Origin of the sequence: Ohtaekwangia koreensis (assembly GCF_900167975.1) — a bacterium.
Classification (GTDB): domain Bacteria; phylum Bacteroidota; class Bacteroidia; order Cytophagales; family Cyclobacteriaceae; genus Ohtaekwangia; species Ohtaekwangia koreensis.
In genome coordinates this window covers 202,366-228,441 of the sequence record NZ_FUZU01000001.1, presented here as the reverse complement: position 1 = coordinate 228,441, position 26,076 = coordinate 202,366, and the positions used below count along the sequence as shown (strand labels likewise).

Annotated in this window: 22 protein-coding genes; 17 read left to right on the top strand and 5 right to left on the bottom strand. The window is 41.3% G+C overall.

The window, feature by feature from the left end; all coding sequences use genetic code 11:
• Window positions 1-39 precede the first annotated feature (39 nt).
• The 6 genes from tgt to B5Y40_RS00940 all read left to right on the top strand — a co-directional run bounded on the left by tgt (window position 40) and on the right by B5Y40_RS00940 (window position 7,110).
• Window positions 40-1,170: a tRNA guanosine(34) transglycosylase Tgt gene (gene tgt / locus B5Y40_RS00965; protein WP_079684842.1), complete on the top strand. Its 1,131-nt coding sequence runs from the start codon at window positions 40-42 to the stop codon at window positions 1,168-1,170.
• Window positions 1,171-1,244: 74 nt separating this feature from the next.
• Window positions 1,245-2,381 (top strand): LptF/LptG family permease, encoded by a 1,137-nt coding sequence (locus tag B5Y40_RS00960; RefSeq protein WP_079684841.1) that lies wholly within the window; start codon window positions 1,245-1,247, stop codon window positions 2,379-2,381.
• Window positions 2,381-3,283 (top strand): DMT family transporter, encoded by a 903-nt coding sequence (locus B5Y40_RS00955; RefSeq protein WP_079684840.1) that lies wholly within the window; start codon window positions 2,381-2,383, stop codon window positions 3,281-3,283. Before B5Y40_RS00960 ends, B5Y40_RS00955 begins: the two co-directional genes overlap by 1 nt.
• A 41-nt stretch (window positions 3,284-3,324) precedes the next feature.
• Window positions 3,325-4,539 (top strand): porin, encoded by a 1,215-nt coding sequence (locus B5Y40_RS00950; RefSeq protein ID WP_079684839.1) that lies wholly within the window; start codon window positions 3,325-3,327, stop codon window positions 4,537-4,539.
• Window positions 4,540-4,750: 211 nt separating this feature from the next.
• Window positions 4,751-5,140: a BlaI/MecI/CopY family transcriptional regulator gene (locus B5Y40_RS00945; RefSeq protein WP_079684838.1), complete on the top strand. Its 390-nt coding sequence runs from the start codon at window positions 4,751-4,753 to the stop codon at window positions 5,138-5,140.
• A complete protein-coding gene (locus tag B5Y40_RS00940) occupies window positions 5,137-7,110 on the top strand; it encodes a M56 family metallopeptidase (RefSeq protein ID WP_079684837.1) in 1,974 nt (657 codons plus the stop codon). Before B5Y40_RS00945 ends, B5Y40_RS00940 begins: the two co-directional genes overlap by 4 nt.
• A gap of 53 nt (window positions 7,111-7,163) precedes the next feature.
• Here B5Y40_RS00940 and B5Y40_RS00935 read toward each other — a convergent pair whose 3' ends face one another.
• On the bottom strand, window positions 7,164-8,234 hold the full coding sequence (locus B5Y40_RS00935) for a mandelate racemase/muconate lactonizing enzyme family protein (protein WP_079684836.1): 1,071 nt from the start codon (window positions 8,232-8,234) through the stop codon (window positions 7,164-7,166).
• Between the two features lie 26 nt (window positions 8,235-8,260).
• Entirely contained in the window at window positions 8,261-9,340 is a 1,080-nt protein-coding gene (locus B5Y40_RS00930) for an N-acetyltransferase DgcN family protein (protein WP_079687039.1), read from the bottom strand.
• A 120-nt stretch (window positions 9,341-9,460) separates the two neighbouring features.
• Here B5Y40_RS00930 and B5Y40_RS00925 point away from each other — a divergent pair, with 120 nt between their 5' ends.
• The 7 genes from B5Y40_RS00925 to B5Y40_RS00895 all read left to right on the top strand — a co-directional run bounded on the left by B5Y40_RS00925 (window position 9,461) and on the right by B5Y40_RS00895 (window position 16,177).
• Window positions 9,461-9,904: a DUF2147 domain-containing protein gene (locus tag B5Y40_RS00925; RefSeq protein WP_079684835.1), complete on the top strand. Its 444-nt coding sequence runs from the start codon at window positions 9,461-9,463 to the stop codon at window positions 9,902-9,904.
• A gap of 12 nt (window positions 9,905-9,916) precedes the next feature.
• Window positions 9,917-10,150, top strand: a complete 234-nt coding sequence (locus B5Y40_RS00920) for a hypothetical protein (protein WP_079684834.1) — start codon at window positions 9,917-9,919, stop codon at window positions 10,148-10,150.
• Window positions 10,151-10,387: a hypothetical protein gene (locus tag B5Y40_RS00915; protein WP_079684833.1), complete on the top strand. Its 237-nt coding sequence runs from the start codon at window positions 10,151-10,153 to the stop codon at window positions 10,385-10,387.
• A 95-nt stretch (window positions 10,388-10,482) separates the two neighbouring features.
• Window positions 10,483-11,529 carry a dual-specificity RNA methyltransferase RlmN gene (rlmN, locus tag B5Y40_RS00910; protein ID WP_394333173.1) on the top strand — a complete coding sequence of 349 codons (1,047 nt, stop codon included), beginning with the start codon at window positions 10,483-10,485 and terminating at the stop codon, window positions 11,527-11,529.
• A gap of 60 nt (window positions 11,530-11,589) precedes the next feature.
• Window positions 11,590-13,485 carry an OmpA family protein gene (locus B5Y40_RS00905; RefSeq protein WP_079684832.1) on the top strand — a complete coding sequence of 632 codons (1,896 nt, stop codon included), beginning with the start codon at window positions 11,590-11,592 and terminating at the stop codon, window positions 13,483-13,485.
• Between the two features lie 128 nt (window positions 13,486-13,613).
• Window positions 13,614-14,936 carry an ATP-binding protein gene (locus B5Y40_RS00900; protein ID WP_079684831.1) on the top strand — a complete coding sequence of 441 codons (1,323 nt, stop codon included), beginning with the start codon at window positions 13,614-13,616 and terminating at the stop codon, window positions 14,934-14,936.
• Window positions 14,933-16,177, top strand: coding sequence for a tetratricopeptide repeat protein (locus B5Y40_RS00895; protein WP_079684830.1), 1,245 nt, complete (start codon window positions 14,933-14,935; stop codon window positions 16,175-16,177). Before B5Y40_RS00900 ends, B5Y40_RS00895 begins: the two co-directional genes overlap by 4 nt.
• 10 nt (window positions 16,178-16,187) lie before the next feature.
• Here B5Y40_RS00895 and B5Y40_RS00890 read toward each other — a convergent pair whose 3' ends face one another.
• The 3 genes from B5Y40_RS00890 to mutL are packed head-to-tail and all read right to left on the bottom strand — an operon-like array spanning window position 16,188 to window position 19,627.
• Entirely contained in the window at window positions 16,188-17,096 is a 909-nt protein-coding gene (locus B5Y40_RS00890) for a rhomboid family intramembrane serine protease (RefSeq protein WP_079684829.1), read from the bottom strand.
• Between the two features lie 37 nt (window positions 17,097-17,133).
• Window positions 17,134-17,775, bottom strand: coding sequence for a rhomboid family intramembrane serine protease (locus B5Y40_RS00885; protein ID WP_079684828.1), 642 nt, complete (start codon window positions 17,773-17,775; stop codon window positions 17,134-17,136).
• A gap of 43 nt (window positions 17,776-17,818) precedes the next feature.
• Window positions 17,819-19,627 carry a DNA mismatch repair endonuclease MutL gene (gene mutL, locus B5Y40_RS00880; protein WP_079684827.1) on the bottom strand — a complete coding sequence of 603 codons (1,809 nt, stop codon included), beginning with the start codon at window positions 19,625-19,627 and terminating at the stop codon, window positions 17,819-17,821.
• A 177-nt stretch (window positions 19,628-19,804) separates the two neighbouring features.
• Between mutL and B5Y40_RS00875 the strand changes: the two genes are divergently transcribed.
• The 4 genes from B5Y40_RS00875 (at window position 19,805) to B5Y40_RS00860 (ending at window position 26,067) form a co-directional block, all read left to right on the top strand.
• Window positions 19,805-22,696, top strand: a complete 2,892-nt coding sequence (locus B5Y40_RS00875) for a serine hydrolase (protein ID WP_079684826.1) — start codon at window positions 19,805-19,807, stop codon at window positions 22,694-22,696.
• A 77-nt stretch (window positions 22,697-22,773) separates the two neighbouring features.
• Window positions 22,774-23,916: an N-acetyl-alpha-D-glucosaminyl L-malate synthase BshA gene (gene bshA / locus B5Y40_RS00870; protein WP_079687037.1), complete on the top strand. Its 1,143-nt coding sequence runs from the start codon at window positions 22,774-22,776 to the stop codon at window positions 23,914-23,916.
• Between the two features lie 60 nt (window positions 23,917-23,976).
• Window positions 23,977-24,600, top strand: a complete 624-nt coding sequence (locus B5Y40_RS00865) for a sterol desaturase family protein (protein ID WP_079684825.1) — start codon at window positions 23,977-23,979, stop codon at window positions 24,598-24,600.
• 369 nt (window positions 24,601-24,969) lie between these two features.
• Window positions 24,970-26,067, top strand: a complete 1,098-nt coding sequence (locus B5Y40_RS00860) for a vWA domain-containing protein (RefSeq protein ID WP_079684824.1) — start codon at window positions 24,970-24,972, stop codon at window positions 26,065-26,067.
• Window positions 26,068-26,076: the final 9 nt, after the last annotated feature.

Genomic DNA, 26,076 nt, shown 5'->3' with positions numbered 1-26,076 from the left:
GTCGGACTGATTATTCTATTTTTGCAGCGCAATTGCGCTATGAAATTTCAACTTACAGCAACCGACCCCAAGTCATCTGCACGGGCAGGCGTTCTTCAAACCGATCACGGGGAAATCCAAACACCTATTTTCATGCCCGTTGGTACAGCAGGATCTGTTAAAGCAGTCCACCAACGTGAACTTGAACTGGATATACAAGCACAGATCATTTTAGGAAATACATATCATCTTTATTTAAGACCAGGCCTCGGCATACTCGAAAAAGCTGGTGGTCTTCACAAATTCAATGGGTGGTCGAGGCCTATACTTACCGATAGCGGTGGATACCAGGTATACTCTCTTGCAGCGAACCGGAAAATTGTTGATGAAGGTGTTACGTTTAAATCACACATTGACGGATCAAAGCATCACTTCACACCTGAAAATGTGATGGACATTCAGCGAACTATAGGAGCGGACATCATCATGGCGTTTGATGAATGTACTCCGTATCCATGTGAATATGCTTACGCAAAAAGTTCAATGCAATTAACCCATCAGTGGTTGAAACGTTGTGTAGACCGCATTCAATCTACAGAGCCAAAATATGGTTATGAACAAGCATTGTTTCCCATCGTACAAGGAAGTGTATACAAAGATTTACGCGAACAGTCAGCCGGATTTATAGCATCACAAAATCAGCAAGGCAATGCTATAGGAGGATTGTCGGTTGGTGAGCCTCATGAAGACATGTATGCCATGACGAGTTTGGTGTGCAGCATTCTTCCTAAAGAAAAACCGCGTTACCTGATGGGTGTCGGCACACCTGAAAATATTCTTGAATGTATAGCCTTGGGTATCGATATGTTTGACTGTGTAATGCCCACACGCAATGCACGCAATGGCATGCTTTTTACAACGGAAGGCATTATAAATATCCGGAATGAAAAGTGGAAGGATGATCTTTCACCTATCGATGCGGCCTTGGGTGGTTACGTGAGCACGTTCCATTCAAAAGCATATTTACGCCACTTAATTATCAACAAAGAAATTTTGGGCGCACAAATTGCTTCTATCCACAATCTTACATTCTACCTTTGGCTGGTAAAGGAAGCGAGAAAACAAATTGAGGCAGGAACCTTTGCTGCATGGAAGAATAAAATGGTTAAAACGGTTTCTCAACGACTGTAGTAAAATCTATAGTCTGGGTTAACATGACGTTTATTATATAGCTACTGACTGCAGACTATCGATTATCATTATACATGAAGTTACTCGACAAATATATTCTCAAGCAATTCTTAAGCACGTTCTTCTTCGTGGTGTTGATTTTGCTTGCCGTTATTTCGGTTATCGATATGACCGACAAGATGGATAAGTTTGCAAAAGCGCAACTTACCTCCGGACAAATTTTTGGGTACTACCTTGATTTTATTCCGTGGATCGGAAGTCTTGTAACACCAATCACCATTTTTATAGCCACGGTATATGTATGCTCGCGCATGGCGGGGCGCACGGAAGTAATTGCCATTTTAAGTGCCGGTATAAGTTTCAGAAGAATGATGCTTCCGTATTTCATGGGCTCATTCGTGATTGCGATTTTAAGCTTCGTATTGAACGGATGGATTATACCAAACTCAAACAAATCGAAACTCGCTTTTGAAGTACAATACCTGAAGAATAAATATTACTACGACAAACAAAATATACATATACAGGTTGGCCCGGATGTATACCTCTACATGAAGAGCTACAACAACACAAATAACACAGGCTATCAGTTTACCTTAGAGCGGTTTGAAGACAATAAGATGATCGAGAAGCTTACCGCGAACCGTGTGGAGTGGGACACTACAAAAAAGAAATGGACCTTGCGTGATTGGCGCCTTCATAAAATACAGAGTATATTCGAAAAGACCAGTGGGCCGGAGTCAACTCCGGGATTAGAGACATCGAAGCGCGTAACAGTCGCTGACTCAACAAAAAGCGGAGCAACCATGGATACGGCATTGGTAATTCATCCCAAAGAATTTGAGAGTGACTATCGTAAATACGATGGCATGACGTTGAATGAGCTGAATAAATATATCAAGACACTCCGCTCCCGTGGCTCAACCGGAATTGAAGTATATGAAGTTGAACGCTATACACGCTATACTTCGCCCTTCACTATTTTTATATTGGTATTCATGGGAGTTATAGTGTCTTCGCGTAAAAGCCGTGGTGGAACAGGATTACAAATTGCACTAGGATTCCTGCTGTCCTTTATCTTCATTTTATTTTTTACACTCTTCCGGACGTTTGCGGAAAATGGTTCACTGCCTCCTCAGATCTCTGTGTGGATACCGAACATTATCTTCGGTATAATATCGCTTGTCATGTATAAATACGTTCCGCGTTAATGGCTTCCCGTAACGATTATTTCAAACTTCATTTTATAGTTTTTCTTTGGGGCTTCACTGCTATACTCGGTAAGCTCGTTACAATTCCTGCAGTGGAAATGATTTTATACCGCGCGCTGCTCGCAGCGATCGGCATGTGTATCGTTATCGCTGTCACGAAGGGAACTTTCGCAGTAACCCGCGTTGAATTGATAAAACTTTTGTTGATCGGAGCTATAGTAGCCATCCATTGGGTTGCGTTCTTTGGCTCGGCTCGTGTTTCGAATGTATCTGTGAGTCTTGTTGGGTTTGCAACGAACTCGCTATGGGCCGCGTTGCTTGAGCCATTATTCAATCGCACGCGCATTAAAAAATTTGAACTGCTGCTTGGCCTTGTCGTCATCGCCGGACTATATATTATATTCTCATTCGATTTTCACTATAAGTTTGGATTGCTGCTCGGCATACTCGCTGGCTTTACGTCTGCGTTGTTCTCCGTTTTCAACGCTAAATTTGTGCGCAGTATCCCTGCTTTCACAATTACACTTTATGAAATGATCGGGGTGTTCCTAACCTTGGCGCTGTTCCTTCCTGTGTATAAGAATACATGGGCTCCCGATCACACGCTACATCTCGTTCCTTCGCTAACTGATTTCCTGTATATAGCTATACTCGCAGGGGTATGCTCGGTGTATGCATATTCCGTTGCTGTTGAGCTGATGAAAAAAATCAGCGTGTTCATGATGCAGCTGTCACTAAATCTCGAGCCTCTGTACGGCATCGCGATGGCGATGATCATTTTTAAAGACAAGGAAAAGATGGGCATCAATTTTTATCTGGGCACGTTGATTATTCTTGCAGCCGTAGCTTTATATCCACTCCTAAAGAGAAGATACGATCACCTTTACACAGAGAAAAAGTAGTTATTTTCTTTTCTATTATCTTCGCGCCAAAGTTTACTCTCATGAAACAACGAAGAGAAGGTGCGCTGCTCGTCACGATCATATTTTTTATAGTTTCCACATCCTGCTTCAGCCAGACTAATCCTCCGGTAATTTCTCCGTCACCTTATTTTACATATGGTAAAGGACTTGGCATAACCTCACCCGATAGTCTCTTCATGCTGAACATCCGTTTCAGAATGCAGAACAGGCTCGCGCTTGTTTCTGAAAGTGAAAGTGATCTGGACATTGCCAGTGTGGAAGCGAGAACACGGAGACTTCGTCTTCGTCTGGATGGATTTATATATACCACCAGGCTCACCTATCTGATTCAACTTGCATTTACGCGCTCAGATATGGATTACGATGACACCGGCTTTCCAAATGTGATTCGTGATGCCATGATCCAATATAGTGTGAACGAACATTTTTCGATCGGCCTGGGTCAAACCAAACTCCCCGGAAATCGTCAACGTGTTAATTCATCCGGAGATTTACAACTTCCGGATCGCTCTATCGTAAATTCAACGTTCAACATCGATCGTGATTTCGGTCTTCAGCTATACTATAACAACGCATTCAAAGGACTCGCGTATGTTGTGCGTGGTGCTATATCTTCCGGTGATGGAAGAAATATAACCTCTTCAGATCGCGGGCTTGCCTATACCGGCAGGCTTGAGCTTCTTCCGTTTGGTAAATTCACCAATGGTGGCGATTACTTTGAAGGTGACCTTGCACGCGAACCAAAACCGAAAGTATCTTTTGGCCTTACATATTCCAACAATCAAAACGCCATCCGTACAGGTGGACAACTTGGAAAATTTTTATATGAGTCACGTGATATTCAAACCAACATGTTTGACTTTCTTATCAAATATAATGGCTGGGCTTTTGCCGCGGAATACTTAAGACGCACAACACCGAATCCCATCACTACAAATGAAGATGGTGATCAACGCTTTGTATACGTGGGACACGGACAAAACTTTCAGGGAAGTTATTTATTCAAGAATAATTTCGAACTCGTTGGACGTTACTCACAGGTACGACCTGATACCGATATACAATTACTGGAAGAAAAGATACAGCAGTATACTATGGGGGTAAGTAAATATATACGTGGTCATCGTCTGAAACTGCAAAGCGATCTTACCTATGAAACCAACACCTGGCTATCTGGCACCAACGCAGATCACAATAACTGGCAACTGCGTTTTCAAATCGAAGCCGGGATTTAATCTACACGTTGATCTTTTGTACGAGTCTTTATCTATAATATATAGACAACGACAGTCGCGCTTTTCGTGATTATCTTTTTCTTGAGAGCTTACCATATAGGAGCGTTAAGGTCTCCGAAAAAAAATTTCGAACCTATCTACGAATTTTTTCGTAAAACACTTGCGGGAGTGAATAATCATTCCTAAACTTGTCTACGAAAATATTCGTATCATGTCAAAGAAAAACATTAAACCAACCGAAAAAGAGCTTGAAATCTTGCAGATCATGTGGGAAAAGGGCTCTGTTGTTTCGGTACGAGACGTTCATGAAGCCATGGGTGGCGAAGATTCAAATGGATATACTACCATTTTGAAACTTATGCAGATCATGCACGAAAAAGGTCTGGTGACACGCCAAAAGAATGGCAAGCTGCATCTATATAGTGCAGTGCCTTCACTTGAGAATACGCGGCAGCAGATTCTTGACAAAATGATTAGTACTGTCTTTCAGGGCTCTGCAGCACAACTTGTGATGAGTGCCCTGGGGAATAAAAAATCTTCCAAAGAGGAACTACGCGAGATCAAAAAATATCTTGAAAAATTAGAAGGAGGTGATGTATGAATCTATCTGACTTTCTTTCGTCTTCACTTATAGAAGCTCTAGGGTGGACACTGGTACACTCGCTCTGGCAAGGGCTGATTATTACGGGTATAGTGGTGCTTTCATTAAAGATAGTCCCTTCAAAATTATCAGGCTATAGATATGGGATTGCCCTCACGGGGCTTTTATGCATTGTGTTGGCAACGGCTGTAACTTTTACAAAGCTATATGTATATACTGCTGATGCACCTATCGCGGCACCTTATACATTCTCGTTCACTTCCTTTCAAAGCAGTGTAAGTCAATCACCGGATAGTTTTATAGCCACCACACTATATTTCATGGAAGCGAACATGAAATGGTTTGTTGCCGCCTGGATTGCCGGTGCGTTGCTCTTTATGATGCGTGTTGTTGGCGGCAGTATATATGTATCGGTATTGCGGAAAGAATCTTTACCGATTCACACCGATTGGAATGTTCGCTTGCAAGAAATGGCCAGTGCACTAAACATCCGATATACTATAGCACTCTCCGAATCTGCGCGTGTACATGCACCGGTTGTGTTGGGCTATATTAAGCCACTCATCATTCTGCCAACCGGAATGTTAACAGGCCTTACTACAGAACAACTTGAAACAATCTTTCTGCATGAGCTCATTCACATAAAAAGACATGATTATATCGTGAATCTAATACAGATGTTTATTGAAGCACTTCTCTTCTTCAATCCATTTGTATGGATGATCTCTTCGATCATTCGCGATGAGCGCGAGCACTGCTGCGATGATGCCGTAGTAACCAGAACAGGTAACGTGCGTGCCTATACTTCAGCCTTGGTACAATTGGAAGAAGCCAGACTTAACCAGGCAGGTGTAGCCTTATCACTTGCTGAAAATAAAACTCAGTTATTGAACCGAATCAAAAGACTTATGGAAAAATCAGTAAAAAATTATTCAGGCCGCGACCGCGTTATTCCCATCGCATTAGTAGCCATCGGACTTGTATGCGCATCGTGGATTACGATGACACGTGCCTATAGAGATGAAACCATTCAGGACTCTCCGAATGAAAAAATTACACAGGCAGACACAACGATCAAGAACAAAAATAAGACAGCCCGCTATTCCAAAAAAACAATCACTACAGTTGATGAGAATGGAGAACCACATGAAGAAGCCGAAGAGATTTTCGAAGGAGATGAAGAGCTTCGCCCAGTAGTTGAACCTGTTGATGTAACGCTTACTATACCACCTGTTCCCGATTTCCCGGATTTTCCAGACTTTCCGGATTTTCCAGACTTTCCAGCATTCGCTGCTTTCCCAGATCCAGTTGTAGCACCATTTGATTTCACCTTTCACATGGATAGTATACCGGTACCTGTAATTACCTGGGGAGATAATAACTGGGATCAATTTGCTAAAGAGTTCGAAAACTCTTTCAAAGAAAATTTTGGTGACTTTTATAAATCCCATGAGAAGGATTTTGAGAAAATGATGAAGGATATCAAAGTAAAATATGAATTTGAAAATGAAGCTGAGTTTCGTGCTGAAGCAGAACGGATGCAACATGAAATGAAAAAAAGTGTAATGGAAAGTCAACAAGCGCTTCGTGAACAACAACAAGCCCACGTTGTCAAACAAGAAGCGCTTCGTGAAATGGACCAGGCTTTAGCTATGCAAGGAGAAAATATGAAACGTTGGAATGAAGATATGCAGCGTTGGGAAGAGGCACAGGCAAAACAAATGAAGGAACTTGAAGCGAACATGAAAGTTCTTGAAAATAATATGAAGCACTTTGAAGAAGAACTTCAACAGCAATTAATAAAAGATGGCTATCTCAAGAAAGGTGAAAAGATCAAGAACTTGAATTGGAATGATGATGGTACAATCGAGATTAACGGCAAAGAAATAAAGCCAGCCGACAAGGAAAAGTATCAGAAGCTACACAAGAAATATTTCAAAGAGGACGGCAACATTCACTATGTGAAGTAATCATTAAAGCTATAGCCGATGATTTATATACCAATCATCGGCTATAGCTTTTCCTAAATTCTCTCGACTCCGAGGCCCGGCTTATCCGAGCAATACATATACCCGTCTTTCAATATAAAGCCGCCCTTCACAACATCGCGTGCCAGGTCAAGGCTTCCATCCAGATCTATATACTTGGTGTTTGAGCACGAATAGGCAGCGTGTAATGCAGCGGTTATACTCACGATACTTTCATCGTTACATCCCCAGAAAAGATCGATGTTTTCGTGAAGCCCTATATCTGCAATTTTTAATGCCTGACTTATACCTCCACACTTCATCAACTTAATATTAAAAATGGCAGCTGCCTTGGGAGGCTTTACCAGTTCAATAGCATCCGCTGGTGTGATTAACGATTCATCTGCTGCCAATACATTTCTTACTTCTTTCGGCAGACCTTTCATTTCAGCAATGTCGTGTGCAGGCAAAGGTTGCTCGATCAATTCAATGTTCAAATCGTAAGCACGCCCGTATAGCTCTATAGTCTGGTGTACAGTATATCCCTGGTTTGCATCCACACGAATAACAACAGCATTGCCGAGTTGCTCACGCAGCTTCATCAATCGCTCTACATCTTCGTCCAGGCTATGTCCGAGTTTTACTTTCAATACTTTAAAACCACGCTTGATATAGTCTTGCGCTTCCTTTAAAGTTTCCTCCACATTCTTGATACCAATGGTATTGGATGTAGGAAGCTTCTTTATTTTTTGTCCTAAGAATTTAACAAGTGGTATATCAAGGTATTTTGTAAAAGCATCGTGCAGAGCTATATCCAGCGCAGCGCGCGCAGAAGGATTCTCCGGAAATTTCTTCCATACCTCAAACGTCAGCTGATTGAATTCACGGATATCACGACCGATGAGGAACTCCAGGTTTTTTTCTTCCAATGCTTCCAGACATTGATCCAGTGTTTCGCCTACAACGTATTCACTAGGGTTACCCGAACCAATGCCTGTTAAGCCATTGTCAAGCGTAATCTCAACGAATGCATTTCGCACTTCATCTACTGTTTTAAAAGCAATGGTATAGGGCTTGGTGTTGCCCAGATCTACGCTCCAAACTTTTACATCTTTAATCTTCGTCATTATAATTATTTTTGAATGGATCGTTGTTATAAAACCTGCGCAAGACTTTTCTTGATCAGTTCTTCAAATACAGGTACTAAACTTTCTACACCATCTTCGAGTGGAAGCACTGCTGGTATACCCAGTTGTGTTTCATACTCGCGGGCATATGCACGAGCTTCCTGTTCGCTCATCTTCGCGGTATTGATCGTGAGTGCAACAGTAGGTGCTCCATAAATTCTGATCAATGCAATTTCATCTTTCGGATCAGCAATATAGGCAGGGTAATACTCCATATCTTTATATTGTTTGCGAGCCGGATTATGTTGCAATACAACGGCATCGGCATTGGCCGATACAATCCACTCCGCTCCTGCTGGTCCGCTGGGATTACGAAGAGAAGATTGTCCTTCAATAAAAATGATATCTGGCTTTTCTTCCTGGTAACAGGTAACAACAGCGTGTTCCATTTCACCGGAGATAAAATCATTTAATGTTGAATCGAAAACAAAACCATATTTAGCACCTTGCATCCAACCTGTTTGGCCGGTATAAATCATCTCTGCTTTATACCCAGCCTTACGCATTGCTTCTACCAGGAAGCGCGTAGTAGTACGTTTACCCAAAGCACAGTCTGTTCCGAGCACAGCAATTTTCGGACACTTCACTTCTTTAATTTTGCCAGTCCAGAAATGCAGGTCCTTAAATTTCTTAGGCTTGCGCACATCGATAATCTCTAAACCTTTTTGTCGGGCAAGTTCTGCCAACTCCGGTATATCTGATATATATTCATGCAAACCATTTACAAGATTATATCCACTCTCCAATGCCTCTTTCAGTACGACACGAAGTGAATCTGGAATAACACCACCTTTTGTAGCAACACCCACTACGCAATGTGTAGCTTTCACAGGCGCTGTCGTCATAAAATCGGTGAGTGAAGCATAGACCGGAATATTTCGTTTTCGCCCGTCCAGCACTTCACCGGCATCTTTACCCGGATGTTTACTGTCGATGACGCCAACAATATTAAATCGATCTGTGCCACGGATGAGCCCGTGAGCGGTTTTTGTGCTACCCGTGTCGAGGAATCCACCGGTAATTACAATTGCATTACTTTTTGCCATATTGATATTTGCTTTCTGAAGGGGCGGAATTTCGCGCAATAAAGTGAGTTTTCAAAAGCTGTTGAATGATGAAAGTTAGTGGCTTGAATTTTGAGTATTTTTGATATAAACCTGACGCTTATGAAATCGCCCATAATTCTTTTTATGCTGATGTTCGCACTGTGTTCCATTCATGGTATGGGGCGGGCGCAATCCATTGTTGGTAAATGGCAATTGGTAAAACAAACCAGTTGCCTGGAGGATGATGTTGATGCCAGTGACGACAATACCGGCATGCAGGAAGTGGCAGATGAAATGAAAAGTATGTCGGGTGCTATACCGCAGGTAATTCAATTCAAGGAAAAGAACATGGCGGAAGAGAGTACCAAGATTGTGAGCAGGCGCAAATCCTATAACTCGAAATCGTTTATGTATAAGTTCAATAGCGATGCTCTACATTTCCTGGATAAAAAATCGCATACTATACTGGAGAGCTTTACGGTAGAAAAATTCAGTGCCGATTCACTGATCATTTCAAATGCATCGCGCGTATGCGAAACAAAAATTTTTGTTCGAATTAAGTAATACCTTTATACTATGAAAGTCGCAGAAATTAAAAGTGAGATTCAGAAATTGGTGGAGGTACAGAATGATCCGGATATTCTGAACAATGTGTATGAGATTCTGGAAAAAGCACAAAAGGAAGCAGAGATAAAGGCGACCATGACTGCGCGTGCATTAAAAGCAGAAGAAGATATTAAAGAAGGCAGAGTATATACGATGGATGAATTTCGAGACTTTATAAAAGGTTATATAAAACAAAAACGTTAGGTGAAGATTGTTTTTACGTTACAGGCAAGAGAAAATTTTAAACGTTCAATTGACTTCCTCAAATTTCAGGGAGTTCCCGAAGAAAAGATAGAAGAGATAGCGGAAGGTATTTTAGCGAAGATAGATTCACTTAAGACGCGGCAATTTTTAGGGCAGGCAGAAGACTATCTCACCCATCTCTCAAAACATCATCGCAGATTGATCGAAGGTCCCTATAAAATCATTTTATTATATTGAAAATGAATCGGTTTACATAACCGATATTTTTGATTCACGACAGCACCCTTCGGGCATGAAAGGTTAAAACTTTCTTCCGTACCTTTGCTCTTGTTATGGTGGAGACGGTTTCAAAACGCGATATACGGAAGCTTAAACTGGACGAATTAAAGGAATTTTTCGTGCAGCATGGGGAGAAAGCATTCAGGGCTCAGCAGGTCTATGAATGGCTCTGGAATAAATCTGCCAAGAGCTTTGACCAGATGACGAATCTTTCCATTGGCTTACGCGATATGCTGAAGGAACATTTCACGATCAACCACATCAAGGTTGACAACATGCAGCGTAGCTCGGATGGAACAATCAAGAATGCCGTTACGCTCTTTGACGGCATGGTAGTGGAGTCGGTTCTAATTCCTACAGAAAAAAGAATCACTGCATGCGTTTCCTCTCAAGTAGGATGTAGTCTCGCCTGCAAATTCTGCGCTACGGCAAGATTAAAGCGTCAACGTAATTTAACTCCTGACGAAATATATGATCAGGTAGTGGCTATCAAGGAACAATCGGAATTGTTTTTTGGTCGTCCGCTTACAAATATAGTTTTCATGGGTATGGGCGAACCGTTGCTCAATTACTCGAACGTAATTTCTGCGATTGAAAAAATTACTTCGCAGAAAGGCTTGAACATGGCATCGAAGCGAATCACAGTTTCTACCGTGGGTATAGCAAAGATGATTATGAAGATGGCAGACGATGGTGTGAAGTTTAACCTAGCTGTATCACTTCACTCGGCCCTTGATAAAACTCGTTCGTCTATCATGCCTATAAATGATACAAACCCGTTGGATGAATTAGCCGATGCACTTCGCTATTGGTATGACAAAACAAAACGCAAAGTAACCTACGAGTACGTTGTGTGGAGAGGTATTAACGATACGGAAGAACATGCGCGGGCGCTGTTAAAATTCAGTAAAGTCATTCCTTCCAAAGTAAATCTTATTGAATACAATCCAATCGATGACGGAGAGTTTCAGCAAGCTTCAACAGAGGCACTTGAAATGTATATGCATCTGCTGGAAAGTCATGGCGTGACCACACGCATCCGTAAAAGCCGTGGTAAAGATATAGATGCCGCCTGCGGGCAGTTGGCGAATAAATCGTAAAGATTACATTTGGTTTACTGTTACTAAATAGCATTCCGGCTATTATACTTTTAAAGTCGTATGAAGAAATTTGCACTGGCCTTTTCTCTCACACTGGCCACTATGATTGGCTATGCCCAGATTACCAATCGTGAAAATTACGACATCAAACGTCCGAAGAATATCAATAAAGATTGCAAAAGACTTTATGATGTATTGAAGAACGCTCCTGAAGATGTTCGTTTTGGTACTGTCTTTTCTGGTGATAGTATATTTCTAATCTATAATGACTTCGAATGGTTTTCTAAAATCATTGAATCAAAAAATGATGGCATTGCCGTTGATATCATGCAGAGTAGCCAATACCAATGTGATAATATAAGTCGGTTTGCAGGAAGCTGGTCGCACCGAGGCTTGCTCCTACCTCCTCTTTATCGGGAGGGTATCAAGAAACGAATGACAACCCCTTCCGGCAATGTTAAAATTTTCGCAGGAATGATACCTTCCACTATAAACAAAGAAAATATAGAAGTTAACTACATCCTGTTGAACAATAAAAATCTATGTTATTCATCCAGCATCATCAACCTGGATGTTAACGGATGGAAGTTATTGGAGATGGGAATGTATTACGACACACTTACGCCCGAGAAAATTCAGGAGAAATATAAAGAGCTCAGTAAAACTCTTCATTTCACAATACCTTTTGAAAGGAGCAAATCAGAGTATAAACCGGAGGACATAAAACCTTTGTACGACTCGCTGCAAATCACTGACTATGCCATAAAGACTATTTCAATAAAGGCCTATACATCTGTGGAAGGATCTTATGAAAGAAATCTTAAACTCCAGAATCAACGCGCCCAGAGTATTGTTGCAGCATTGCAATCTTTCCAATCTGAAACAATAGAATCAAGCATTGAAGCTTCAGAGAACTGGGTGGAATTTCTGAATGATATTGCCGCGACCGGATATACCAGTTGGATGACGTTAAATAAAGATGAGATCAAAGAAAAACTTAAGTCACCTACCCTGCTATCAACACTAGAACCTGTTTTGCGTAAGCACAGAAAAGCATTGATTCAGATTACACTTGAGAAACGACTGTCGTATAGGGAAAGCAATCAGGAAGAATTAAAAAAATATTTTCAACAGACTATAGCACAAAAAAATATTGATGAAGCACTTTACCTGCAGCAAATCATATTTTATAAAATTCAAAGGCAGGAAATTCCAGAGCATTTTATTCAGGAGCTAGAAGTACCACCTTCACTGGAGTATGGAAGTTTGCTAATCAATAATGCTTCATTTCTATACGAGAACAATTCTTATGAAGTATTCGAAGCAATCAAAACGTTTGAAGAACTGGACCGCATCATTCCCAGGAATCCAAAAATAAAATACAACCTCTGTGCATTGAAGCTTCAGTCCTGGCTTCAATCAAAAATTCTCGTTGATCCTCCGGTGCTAATGAAAGAAATTGAATCGTTACGAAAAATAGGTATACATGATAATCTCGTCAGAAGATTACTCATCAATTATCATATTATTCTTTCGGAGTCGCATATCCGAAATCGCCATTATGTCGAAAAAGATAAGGCTGTTAAATTCAACTATGAATCATACAAACCATTGCAACTCAAAGATCAGGACTTAGTTAACCTGGCCAAGTATTTTTCTTACTACAGCAAGTTTGATTGGGCTCGAAAAACCCTTGAGCCCCGAATAAAATCGTTGAATGTTTCTGAAGATCTGGTCTTTTACTATTTATCACTTACCATCTATGATAAGCACTACACTTCAGGGCCATCCTACAGAACTATCATGCTTAATGCTATAGACCAAAACAAAGATCGCTTCTGTCACTTGTTTGATCCAGTTGGAAAGGGTGGCATTTCATTTCAACTGCTAGACGATAACTTCATTAAAAAAACGTTTTGCGAGAATTGTCAGGATCTTATGAGAAACAGTCATTAAAATCTATAAACACGAAACAAAAAAAGACTATATCCAGATACAGGAAGTGCTAAGTCTGTAAGGATATCGTGTAAATCGTATTGCGAGAGCTAATCAATCTTTGCATCTTTCAGTCAAATTGTGTCATTATGCAGGACGAACTCATCCAGAATTTACGCGAGGCGCTCAAGCTTTCTCCGCAGAATATTCCATTACGATTAACACTGGCAGAAGCATTGCTTAACAACAAACTGATTCAGGAAGCAGAAGCAGAGTATAAGGTTGTGCTGGAAGCTGAGCCTCAAAATATACAGGCTAAAGCTGGTCTTGCTAAAATTTACTTCGCACAGGAAAAATACTCCACGGCAATTGTTATCCTGGAAGACGTCATCGAACTAAAGCCGAATGATGTCAGTCTACTGATGCTTTTAAGCAAAGCGCTCCTGCGAAATGAAGAAAGTAGTAAAGCGATTGATTATTACAAGCAAGCGCTGCAACTGAATCCTTCCTTACTCGATGATGAGCTCGATCAATACTTCCGCAAGCCTGCCATGCCGCAAGGTGAAGTAGAAGAATTATTGAATTCCATAGAACAAGAAGTTCGTGATATGGAACGACCTACTATCAACTTTGATGATGTAGGGGGAATGACAAAAGTTAAAGAAGAGATCAGAATAAAAATTATACAGCCGCTGCTTCACCCGGAGCTATATAAAGCATATGGAAAAAAAGTAGGCGGAGGTATTTTACTATATGGACCTCCCGGATGTGGCAAGACTCATTTAGCGCGTGCTACTGCCGGGCAAATCAATGCAAGTTTTATATCGGTAGGTATACATGATGTACTCGATATGTGGAGTGGACAAAGTGAGCGAAAGCTCCATGAACTTTTTGAGCTTGCACGCAGAAGAACGCCTTGTGTTTTGTTCTTCGATGAGATCGATGCATTGGGAGCAAGTCGTTCGGACATGCGTCATTCTTCTAGTAAAACATTGATCAATCAATTCCTTACGGAGATGGATGGGTTAGATTCTTCCAATGATGGTGTATTGATCCTGGGAGCAACCAATGCTCCATGGCATCTCGATGCTGCATTTCGAAGACCCGGAAGATTCGACCGTATTGTATTCGTTCAACCTCCGGATGTAGAGGGAAGAAATTCTATCCTGAAAATATTACTAAAGGAGAAGCCGGTTGATAACATTGATTACAACGCACTGGCAAAGCAGACTTCTGATTTTTCAGGAGCAGATCTCCGTGCTGTGATCGATGTTACCATTGAAGAAAAATTAAGAGAGTCATTTGAGAAAGGTATACCTCAACCTATACGTACCAAGGATCTGTTAGCTTCTCTTAAACAAGTTAAGCCGTCAACAAAAGAATGGTTTAATACGGCCCGTAACTATGCGTTGTATGCAAACGACTCGGGACTATACGATGAAATTCTGGAGTATTTAAAAATCAAGAAATGATTCAATCACAATTGGAAAGAGCTCAGCAGCTGGTAACTCAACAACGTTACAAGGATGCCGAGACAGAGCTACGTTCTATACTTGCACAAGATCCCAACAACACGCAGGCGTTGGCGTTGTTTGCTATCTGTCTTTCTGAATTGGACAGGCAACCTGAAGCGATCCAGATAATTCAGAGTGCAATTGGCCAGGAACCGGACAACGACTACTTGCTATACCTGCAGTCTCTGTTTTACTTCAAGGCTGATAAGCTGAAAGATTCCGAGAAATTTATCAGGAATGCTATAGCGTATGATCCTCACAATGCCGATTACCTGGGCTTGCTTGCTGCCATCAAGCTCAACCAAAAAGAATGGAAGGAAGCGCTTGAGTATGCCAACAACGGATTAGAAAATGATCCCGATAATTTGCAGTGTCTTAACGCACGCTCTACAGCACTCTATAAACTTGACAAAAAAGAAGAAGCATATTCTACTATACAGGAAGCCCTTAATAAAAATCCTGAGAATGAATTAACGCATACAAATCTTGGCTGGAGCTTGCTTGAGAAAGGTGAGCACAAAAAAGCGTTGGAGCATTTTCGTGAAGCCTTAAAGATCAATCCGAACTATACATATGCAAAAGCGGGATTGGTAGAAGGACTGAAAGCACGATATTGGTTCTACAGGATTTTCCTGAAGTATTCTTTCTGGATATCAAATTTTAAGGGACAGCAGCAGTGGATCATTATCATCGGACTATATATAGGTGTACGGGTTTTGCGAAATGTTGCAGAGAGTAATCCTGCACTAGCACCTCTTCTTTACCCAATTGTATATCTATATATGGCTTTCGCTATATCTACCTGGGTGATCACTCCGCTTTCCAATTTATTTCTCCGTCTCAATGTTTATGGTCGCTATGCGCTTAGAGAGGAGGAGATCAGTTCATCCAACCTGGTGGGTATATCGCTACTCGTGAGTATTGCCGGTTTTGCAGGATTATTACTTACAGGCAATTTCCTGTTTATGATGCTCGGCATTTTCGGTATCGCCATGATGATTCCATTGTCGTCCATGTATAATCCTGTTAAGAAAAGTTCAAGAACTATACTCATGGTATATACAGGTTTCCTGGCATTGACAGGCATTGGCGCGATGTACGAATTTATGAACACAGGAGAAATAGGAATGCTGTCGAATGTATTCATATTCGGAGTGCTGATCTACCAATGGGTAGCCAACGCTCTGATTGTACGATAAAGAATTAAGATTATTGCTTTTTGCTGGCGTTGAAGAGTTTATCTTTTTCCTCCTTGGTTAAACTCTCATAGCCGCCATCAGAAATTTTATCCAGGATGGCATCAATCTCTGCTTGCGATATGGAGGAGCCCTTTGGCTTGGCGTTTTTGAAAGACGAAGTATCTTCATTGCGATAGGATACTTTTACTTTCAAACGCGGCTTGAAAAGTCCTTTGATCCAATCCAGCGTAGCGGTGATCCAGCCTCCCCAGTTCGAACCTGCCTGCAGTTGCTTAATGTATATAAAGCCAATCAGTGCTCCACCAAGATGGGCAATGTTGCCACCGGCATTTGAACCAACCGACAAAAGGAAAGAAATTGCTATATAAAAAGCTGCTATATACTTTATACGAATTGGCCCGATAAACAAAAGGAAGAAAGTGTACTCCGGAAGTAAGGTTGCTGCTGCTGTAACAACAGCATAGACCGCTGCTGATGAACCTACCAGTAAACTTGGCTGCTGTATAAAAAATGGGACAGTATTATATAGCAGCAAGTATAATGCACCGCCGCTTAATCCGCCTAATATATAAACTGCAATTAGCTTATCACTCCCCAAGTACTCCACAAACAACTTGGCAAACCAATAAAATACCAGCAGGTTAAAGAATATATGAGAAATGCCCACTTCATTAAACTCGTAACTGAAATGGTGAGCGAATGCATATGTTATTAACGTCCACGGCTTCGTAACAAATTCTGAAAGTACAGATGGTAATGTAAATTGATCATATACTATCTGAAAAATTGGTTGAGTCTGAGAAATTTTTGCAACTACATATAAAATCCCCAAAGCCAAAAACACTACCACGTTGATGATGATCAACTGTACATGAGCGTTGTTATACCGGTTAAATGCGTTCTTGAATTCGTCAAACATAGTTCAATCCTATAACAGTCCTTTACAAACTATTTTTTTAACTCCAATCGTTACCACCTTGTTTCCTCCACGCGGAAATTAAAAGAAAAGCAAAAATCACCCCTCCTAAATGAGCAAAATGGGCAACATTTCCGCTTCTATCCATAAAAAAGTTCAAGCCTCCAAGTATCAATACAAGATACTTTGCCTTGATAGGTATAGGAGGAATTAACAACATAATTTCCATGTTCGGAAATATCATTCCAAAGCCCATCAAAATACCATATATAGCTCCTGATGCTCCCATCATTATACCGAAAGTGCCTACTCCAAAAAACAGATCTACTATAATATTGAATACTCCGGCTCCAATACCCGTTACCATATAGAACATCGTAAAACGCTTTGTTCCCCAATGTGATTCAAGCATCGGCCCCATGAACGCAAGACTTAGCATATTAAAGAATATGTGCGTAAACCCGCCATGCACAAACATATAGGTAAAGAGCTGATAGGGTTTAAAACAATCGGTGCGTGTATTCCACATGGATAAAAAACCAGTGATTACATCATTTTGATATGCATATTCAAGACCTCCGAAGCATGCGCTAAAATCCATTCTGGGCGCAATCATTTGAGCAACAAAAACAATTACATTTATAATAATGATACTCCTTACAACCGGTGTGAGTCTAAACATAGTACAGTAGATTAATCTTTGTTACGCTAGCTTTCGCCAGAGGTTATCGAAAATAACTTTCTATTTTATTCAATTCAAAAATAAAAAATGTCGGCTTGCCGTCTGGTGAATAGTTGGATGTTGAACACGCAAACAAACTATCAACCAACGCCTGCATTTCTTCCCGCACCAGCGGCTGCCCTGCTTTCAGAGAAGCGCGCCTTGCAAGTGCCCGCGACAGGTTCTCCTGCAACGGCAATGCAAGCTCCGACTGGTTTGCTTTAAACTGTTCAATTAAACCTTCGAACAGTTCTTTTTCGTTCCCCACATTTACAGAAGCCGGCACACCATTTACAACCAATGTATTCTTGCCGAATACATCAAAGCGAAATCCCAACGCTTCTATCTCCTGCTGCATCTCGAGAGCTAACGCAAAATCTGCTGCGCTAAATGTAATCGCTTGCGGAAATAAACTTTGCTGGCTTTGACCTGATTTATTTTTAAGCTGGTTCAAAAACTTCTCAAAAAGTATCCGCTCATGTGCAGCTTGCTGATCTATAATCATCATGCCCGACCGCACCTGTTTAACGATATAGCGGGCATGAAGTTGGAACAAGGTCTTCTCCTCGGTTGAAGTCGTTTGGGCCGGTTGATTTATTGCACTTTCAAAACGCAACGTATGCACTGCAGGCATTTCATCCTGTTGGCTGACATCAGGCTTTACTTCACGTGCTTCGAAAAGTTTTTCCCAGTTGTCTCCATTGGAGCGGTGAAGTGCTGTACTAAAACGTTCTTCAAAATAAACCTGGTTCGATTGGTTGCTCGCATTATTAAGCTTTGTGATAAAATTAACATCGGCATTAAAATCTATAGCCGGTGTTAAGTTATGGGAGCCGATTGCCTGCCGCACAGCTGCGCGAACTACAGCATATACCGCGCGTTCGTCATCAAACTTGATTTCCGTTTTTGTAGGATGAACGTTAACATCTATATGCTTCGGATCGATCTCAATGAAGAGTACATAAAAAGGAAAACTATTTTCGGTAATCAATCCTTCAAAGGCATTCATCACAGCATGATTCAAATAGTTGCTGCGAATAAATCTGCGATTAACAAACAAGAATTGCTCGCCTCTTGTTTTCCGAGCAAAATCCGGCTTACCAACATAACCCGATACTTTTACATTTTCCGTTTCTTCCTGGCACGTGGCAAGTTGTTCTTTATACGACTTACCAAAAAGACCAACGATACGCTGACTTAATTTTGTTGCAGGCAAATCATATACTAGCTCATCGCCCTGTATAAATGAAAATGATATTTCCGGATGAGCCAGTGCCAGACGCTGAAACTCATCGATGATATGTTTCAGCTCGACAGGATTTGACTTTAAGAAATTTCTGCGAGCCGGTATATTAAAGAATAAATTTTTAACACAGATGTTCGTTCCTTTTTCGCAGGCAACGGGCTCTTGTTTTTTTATGTCTGATCCTTCCACCACGATGCACGTTCCAAGCTCCTGGTCAGCGGGACGTGTTTTCAATTCCACTTGCGCTACGGCTGCAATAGAAGCAAGAGCTTCACCGCGAAAACCCATTGTAAAAAGAGAGAAGAGATCTTCCGCCTTCCGGATCTTCGAAGTAGCATGACGCTCCAGACTCATGCGGGCATCTGTTTCAGACATACCGATGCCGTCATCAATAATTTGCAGCAATGTTTTTCCAGCTTCTTTAATGATGAGTTTTATATTTTTTGCTCCGGCATCAATGGAATTTTCCATCAACTCCTTTACAGCAGAAGCCGGACGCTGCACAACCTCACCAGCAGCAATCTGGTTAGCAATCGAATCGGGTAAGAGCTGGATGATGTCGGGCATGAATGCAAACTTGCAAATTAATGGAAGTACAAAGGTGGCAAATTTTACAGAAGGATTCGCCAGATTTTTAAATCCGGCAGGTGAAATGTTATATGAAATTTACCGTTAAAAATTTAACCGTTAACTTCGCTCATTAAAGTTGGCGCAATCGTTCATTTTTTAAACTTTAATTACCGGATGATTAAGAAGACCCTCAGTCTGTTTGTTTTTATATGTTGTATGGTTCCTGTATTCGCTCAGCTTAAAAAAGAAGCATGGGTGGATAGCGTTTTTAATTCATTGAATACCAATCGAAAAATTGGTCAGTTGTTTATGATTCAAGTGCCTGCGCAGAATGATGCGGCATCGATGAATGAGATCCGTGCAAAAATAAAAAATGAACAAGTCGGTGGTTTGATTTTAACAGGCGGTAATCCTATAGGTCTCGCAAAACTTGTTCGCGAATTTCAGGATAACTCTGATATTCCCTTGCTGGTTTCTCATGATGCTGAAGGTGGTTTAGGGATGAGCATTGATAGTACAGTTGCATATCCATCACCGTTGGTATTAGGAGCCATTCGTAATGACTCATTGCTCTATGAGCTTGGTAAAAGTATAGCGCTGCAACTTAAAATGGTTGGTGTAAATCTGAACTTTGCGTCCACGGTAGAACTGAATTCATCACCAACGCTTCGGTATCAATCTTTTGGAGAAAATAAATACCGGATCACCGGAAAAGCTATTGCCTTCATGAAGGGTATGACGGACCAGCATGTGCTGACCTGCGTGAAGAATTTTCCGGTTCAAAGTATAACTGTATCGGATGTTCAAAAAGACTGGCCGGTTATTGTGCCTACAATCGACACAGCACAGGTATATACTTTCAGAAGACTTTTTGAGAATGGCCTTACGGGATTTATACCCGGCAATAAAGAACTGCCTTTGTTCTACACCAACATGAACCTGGCACGTAAAAATAATTTCTCATCGCAGATGCTTTCATCGCTTTTTATTGGCAAGTGGGTGAAGCAGAACATGAATTACCAGGGGTTGGCTTTCGCTGATCTGCGGAACATCCCTCCTATCAACGAAAAAAACAGCGAAGGTCTCCCTTCCCTATATGCATTGCAGGCAGGCAACGATATTATACTATATCCGGAAGATATCAACATTGCCATTCGTAAGATCAGAAGACAAGTGCGTAGAGATAAACAGTTGGAAGCGCAGCTCGACAACAGCGTAAAAAAAATTCTGGCCGCTAAGTATGATGCCGGGTTATCGCAAAAGACAACGATTGACACAGACAATCTTTTGCTGCGATTGAATTCTCCTCAGGCGCAGTTATTAAATAAAAAACTTCAGGAAGCTGCCATTACTATTCTAAAGAATAGTAACAACGTATTGCCGGTATCTATACTTGACAACAAGCGATTCGTCTATATAACCAGTGACACTACACAGAAGCCGGATGTATTCTTTCATTACCTCTCACGGTATACACATGCAGATCGTTTTACATTACATGATTTGAACGAACTCACCAGACTTGCCGCGACATCACAACGCCTTACGTTCATTATTGGTATATACCCACAGGCTACACTTGAAAGGCTCACGGTATTACAAAAATTATTGGAGCTCTTGAAAAAGCACGAAGTGGTTTTGTGTGATTTTGGCAATGAAGAATTTTTACGAATAGCAGCACAATACCCTACCGTTGTTACAGCCTATACCAATACTCCGGAAATGCTGGAAGCGATGCCACAGATTGTTTTCGGAGCGCTTCCGGCAGATGCGATTTTACCTATGAAGATTAGCGATCAGTTGCAGACAGGGGCAGGTAGCGCTACACCACAAATCAGCAGGTTGACGTATTCTATACCGGAAGATGCAGGTATGGACAGCCGCCTGCTCTGCAAGATCGATAGTATAGCAAAAGAAGCGATTAAAAATATGGCGACACCGGGGTGCCAGGTGCTGGTTGCACGCAACGGAAAAGTGGTCTACGATAAATCGTTTGGATACCTCACCTATGATAAACACTCACCGGTAACAGAGCAGACTATATATGACCTTGCTTCGCTTACCAAAGTATCGGCTACGTTGCAAGCCACGATGTTTATGTATGAGAAAGGCTTGATCGACATCAACAAAAAAGCATCCGTCTATTTGCCGGAACTTCGTAACAGCAATAAGAAAGATATAACCATCATCGATATGCTTACGCACCAGTCGGGGCTGGCACCGTTCATTCCGCTCTGGCCACAAACGATGAAAGACACTACGTTCCTTCCGCAGTTTTATAGTCGTAAACGCGATGCTATACATCCTTTTCCTGTAGCACCTGGTCTATACGGTTCTCAAGCTATGAAAGATTCGGTATGGTCGTGGATCATTCAATCGAAGATGGCCGACAAACCTCCTCGCACTCCATACCCGTACCGTTATAGTGACCTTGGGCTAATGATCATGCAGCATATAGCTGAGAAAGTATTGAACCAACCGCTGGATGATTTCCTCGCACAAAATTTCTATGAACCGTTGGGAGCCTATACCACCCGCTTTAATCCGTTGGATAATTTTTCAACGCAAACTATTGCGCCTACAGAGTTCGATAAGATATATAGAAAAAAAATGATCATCGGAACGGTGCACGATGAACGAGCCGCGATGATGGGCGGTGTAAGCGGACATGCCGGGTTGTTCAGCAATGCTATAGATCTCGCCAAGCTCGGACAAATGCTTTTGCAGGAAGGGTATTATGGTGGCTATCAATACTACAAACCCGAAACCGTACGATTTTTTTCTACTAAAATATATAAAGGTAGAAGAGCCATTGGTTGGGACAGGCCTGTGCAAAGCGAATGGAACAGCCCGACATCTTTGCTGGCGTCACCCCTTACCTTCGGTCACACCGGATTTACGGGAACGTGTATGTGGATTGATCCGGAATTCGACCTTGTATATATCTTCTTATCCAATAGAGTATATCCCGACCGGAGCACCCGGCTAAATAGCGCCAACATCCGTTCACGCATACAAGATGTCATTTATCAGTCCATCTTTGATTATTGTACCCATTCACAATAAATTAACAAAACGTAACGAAACTTACGGAATGTGAATCGGGTTTATGCATGTAACAAAACCAACCACCAGTGGAACAAATTAAAATTGGCATTGTATGCTACCCTACCTTCGGAGGAAGCGGTGTAGTCGCTACGGAACTCGGAAAAGCGCTTGCCCAGGAAGGTCACAAAGTTCACTTCATAACATACTCTCAGCCAACACGGTTAGATTTCCTGAATGAAAATCTTTACTATCACGAAGTTGACTTCCGGTCGTATCCACTGTTTGAATTTCAACCTTACGAATTAGCACTCGCCAGTAAAATGGTAAGTGTGGTAAAAAATGAAAAGCTGGATCTGCTCCATGTACACTATGCTATACCGCATGCTTCGGCTGCCTATATGGCAAAACAGATTTTGCGTTCACAGGGAATTTACATTCCGGTAGTAACAACACTGCACGGCACAGACATTACGCTTGTAGGTAGAGATCCATCGTATGAGCCGGTTGTTACCTTCAGTATAAATCAGTCCGATGGAGTTACGGCTGTATCAGAAGATCTGAAGCGCGAGACCTTTGATTATTTCAAAATACTGAATGATATAGAGGTGATCCCTAACTTTATTGATCTTGAAAAATTCAAGAAGCAAAAGAAAGATCATTTCAAAAAAGCAATTTGTCCGAATGGAGAATCGCTTATCGTTCACACTTCTAACTTCCGGAAAGTGAAACGTATACCGGATGTTATACATGTCTTCGCGAATGTTCGCAGAGAGATTCCTGCAAAGTTGTTAATGATCGGTGACGGACCGGAACGAAACCACGCAGAAAAAATGTGTCGTGAACTGGGCATCTGTGATGATATACGTTTCCTTGGAAAGCTTGAAGCAGTAGAAGAAGTGCTTTCAGTAGCCGATCTTTTCATTATGCCGTCTGAAAAAGAAAGCTTCGGTTTGGCCGCTCTTGAAGCCATGGCATGTGAAGTTCCTGTTATTTCTACCAATACGGGCGGGCTACCTGAATTGAATGTTCAAGGCGTTACCGGATTTATGAGTGCTGTTGGAGATGTGGAAGATATGACACGAAAATCGCTATTTGTATTGGACCCTAACAACCTTCCGCGTTTTAAAGAGAGCGCTTTGAAGCGGGCACAAGAATTTGATATCACAAAAATATTGCCCTTGTACGAAAACTATTATCAAAAAATACTGGTAAAATCGGCAGCAAAAACCGCAGTGTAATCGTTAATAAATTTTGTATGAGGATATTATTTTTTATTCACACAAAGTTTGATTTACGGTATGGAGGCAGACGTACTACCTAAAAACAAGGGAACCAAACAGCTTTTTGAAAATCCTATACTCGAAAAGCTGTCACGAACACACATTTCTATTCCATTGTCTATTTTCTTTTTGTATGCATCTATACTTCTGTACTGGAGTATCACGCATACATCACTTCATCCTATGACAACAACCGGAGTCTTTTTTATAGGACTCATTGCTTTCACCTGGGTGGAGTATATGACGCACCGTCATATTTTTCACATGCGCACCTATACGCAGTTGAGGGTTAAACTTCAATATACTATGCATGGTGTGCATCATGAATTTCCAAAGGATAAAGACAGGCTCGCCATGCCGCCACTGTTAAGTATAACAATTGCTACTATACTTCTTTTGCTTTTCAGATTGGTAATGGGAGATCTTGTATTTGCGTTCTTGCCTGGATTCCTGGTTGGATACGCGGCATACTTATCAGTTCATTATATGGTGCATGCGTTTCAACCTCCCAAGAATTTTTTTAAAGTTCTCTGGGTTAACCACAGTGTACACCACTATAAAGATGGAGAGTTTATCTTCGGAGTGTCCTCTCCGCTTTGGGATTATATATATGGTACGATGCGGGAGAAAAAGACTTCCTGATCTTGAGGTACAGGTACAAAATAGGTAGCCATCCCAATTGGGATGGCTTATTTGTTTAGGTAAATGAGACTATGTGAACTAAATTCGGTTTTTCTTCACTACCTCTTTTTTCTGAGGATTTTTTGCGTAGGTAGCGCAAGTATGAAATCCGCAGGAAGAAAGAATAACGGCTAACAGGGCAATAACAATTACAGATTTTTTCATAAGGTTAGTGATTAACTGTTATTCAAAGATATAATAGTCGTTTTATCGGCACTTTCCGATTCTGACAGAATTCTTACACGTACTCAGAATCTTTTCGGAAATTAAATTTTGAAGCCGAAACAGAAAGTCGAAATTAATGGTTAGAGAGTTATACAAGTAATTTCTATGCTCGGATACAGATTTTCCAAATTCACACCCCTTCAGGACAAAGCGAAAAGCGATTTCGAAAAGTTGCTCAAAATATTCATGCAACTAATCTTAATCACGGCCGGAAACGTTTCTGAGGCATTACAGTGGCTTACAGAAGTAGACCGTCAATACGGTCTGACGAATGATAAATATGGTATCGGTGATTTTATTGACGACCTGAAACGTGACGGGTATATCACCGATGAAGGTCCCAAAGGCGAGTTTAAGCTCAAAGCCAAAAGTGAACAGAGTCTAAGACAGTCGGCTCTCGAAGAGATCTTTGGCAAACTAAAAAAGACAAAACAGGGCGAACATAATACATCGCATAGCGGCCGTGGAGATGAACAGACCACCGAGAAACGCGATTATCAGTTTGGAGATACGGTCGAACAGATTTCTGTAACGGACTCTCTTCGTAATGCACAGATCAATCATGGTCTCGATAATTTCTTCATGACAGAGGAAGACCTTGAGGTAATGGAGAGTGAGTATAAAACACAGACCTCCACTGTACTCATGATTGATATATCTCACTCCATGATACTATATGGAGAAGATCGTATTACTCCTGCCAAAAAAGTAGCGATGGCGCTCGCAGAACTTATCACGAAGAAATATCCAAAAGACACACTCGACATTTTAGTGTTTGGTGATGATGCGTGGCAAATCGAAATTAAAGATTTACCGTATCTTCAAGTAGGGCCGTATCATACCAACACTGTTGCCGGCCTTGAGTTGGCAATGGATATTTTACGCAGGCGAAAAAATGCCAACAAGCAGGTGTTCATGATTACGGATGGTAAGCCGACTTGCATCAAGCAAGGAATCAAGTATTATAAAAACGCATTTGGACTTGATCAGAAAATTTTAAGTACTACCTTAAATCTTGCCGGACAGTTACGAAAATTAAAAATCCCCGTTACTACTTTTATGATCGCTACTGATCCATACCTGAAATCATTTGTGCGCGATTTTACAAAAGCCAATAATGGCAATGCTTATTACAGCAGTCTCGAGGGGCTAGGAAATCTTGTATTTGAAGATTTCAAAAGAAACAGAACCAAGAATTTATAATCACTGCCG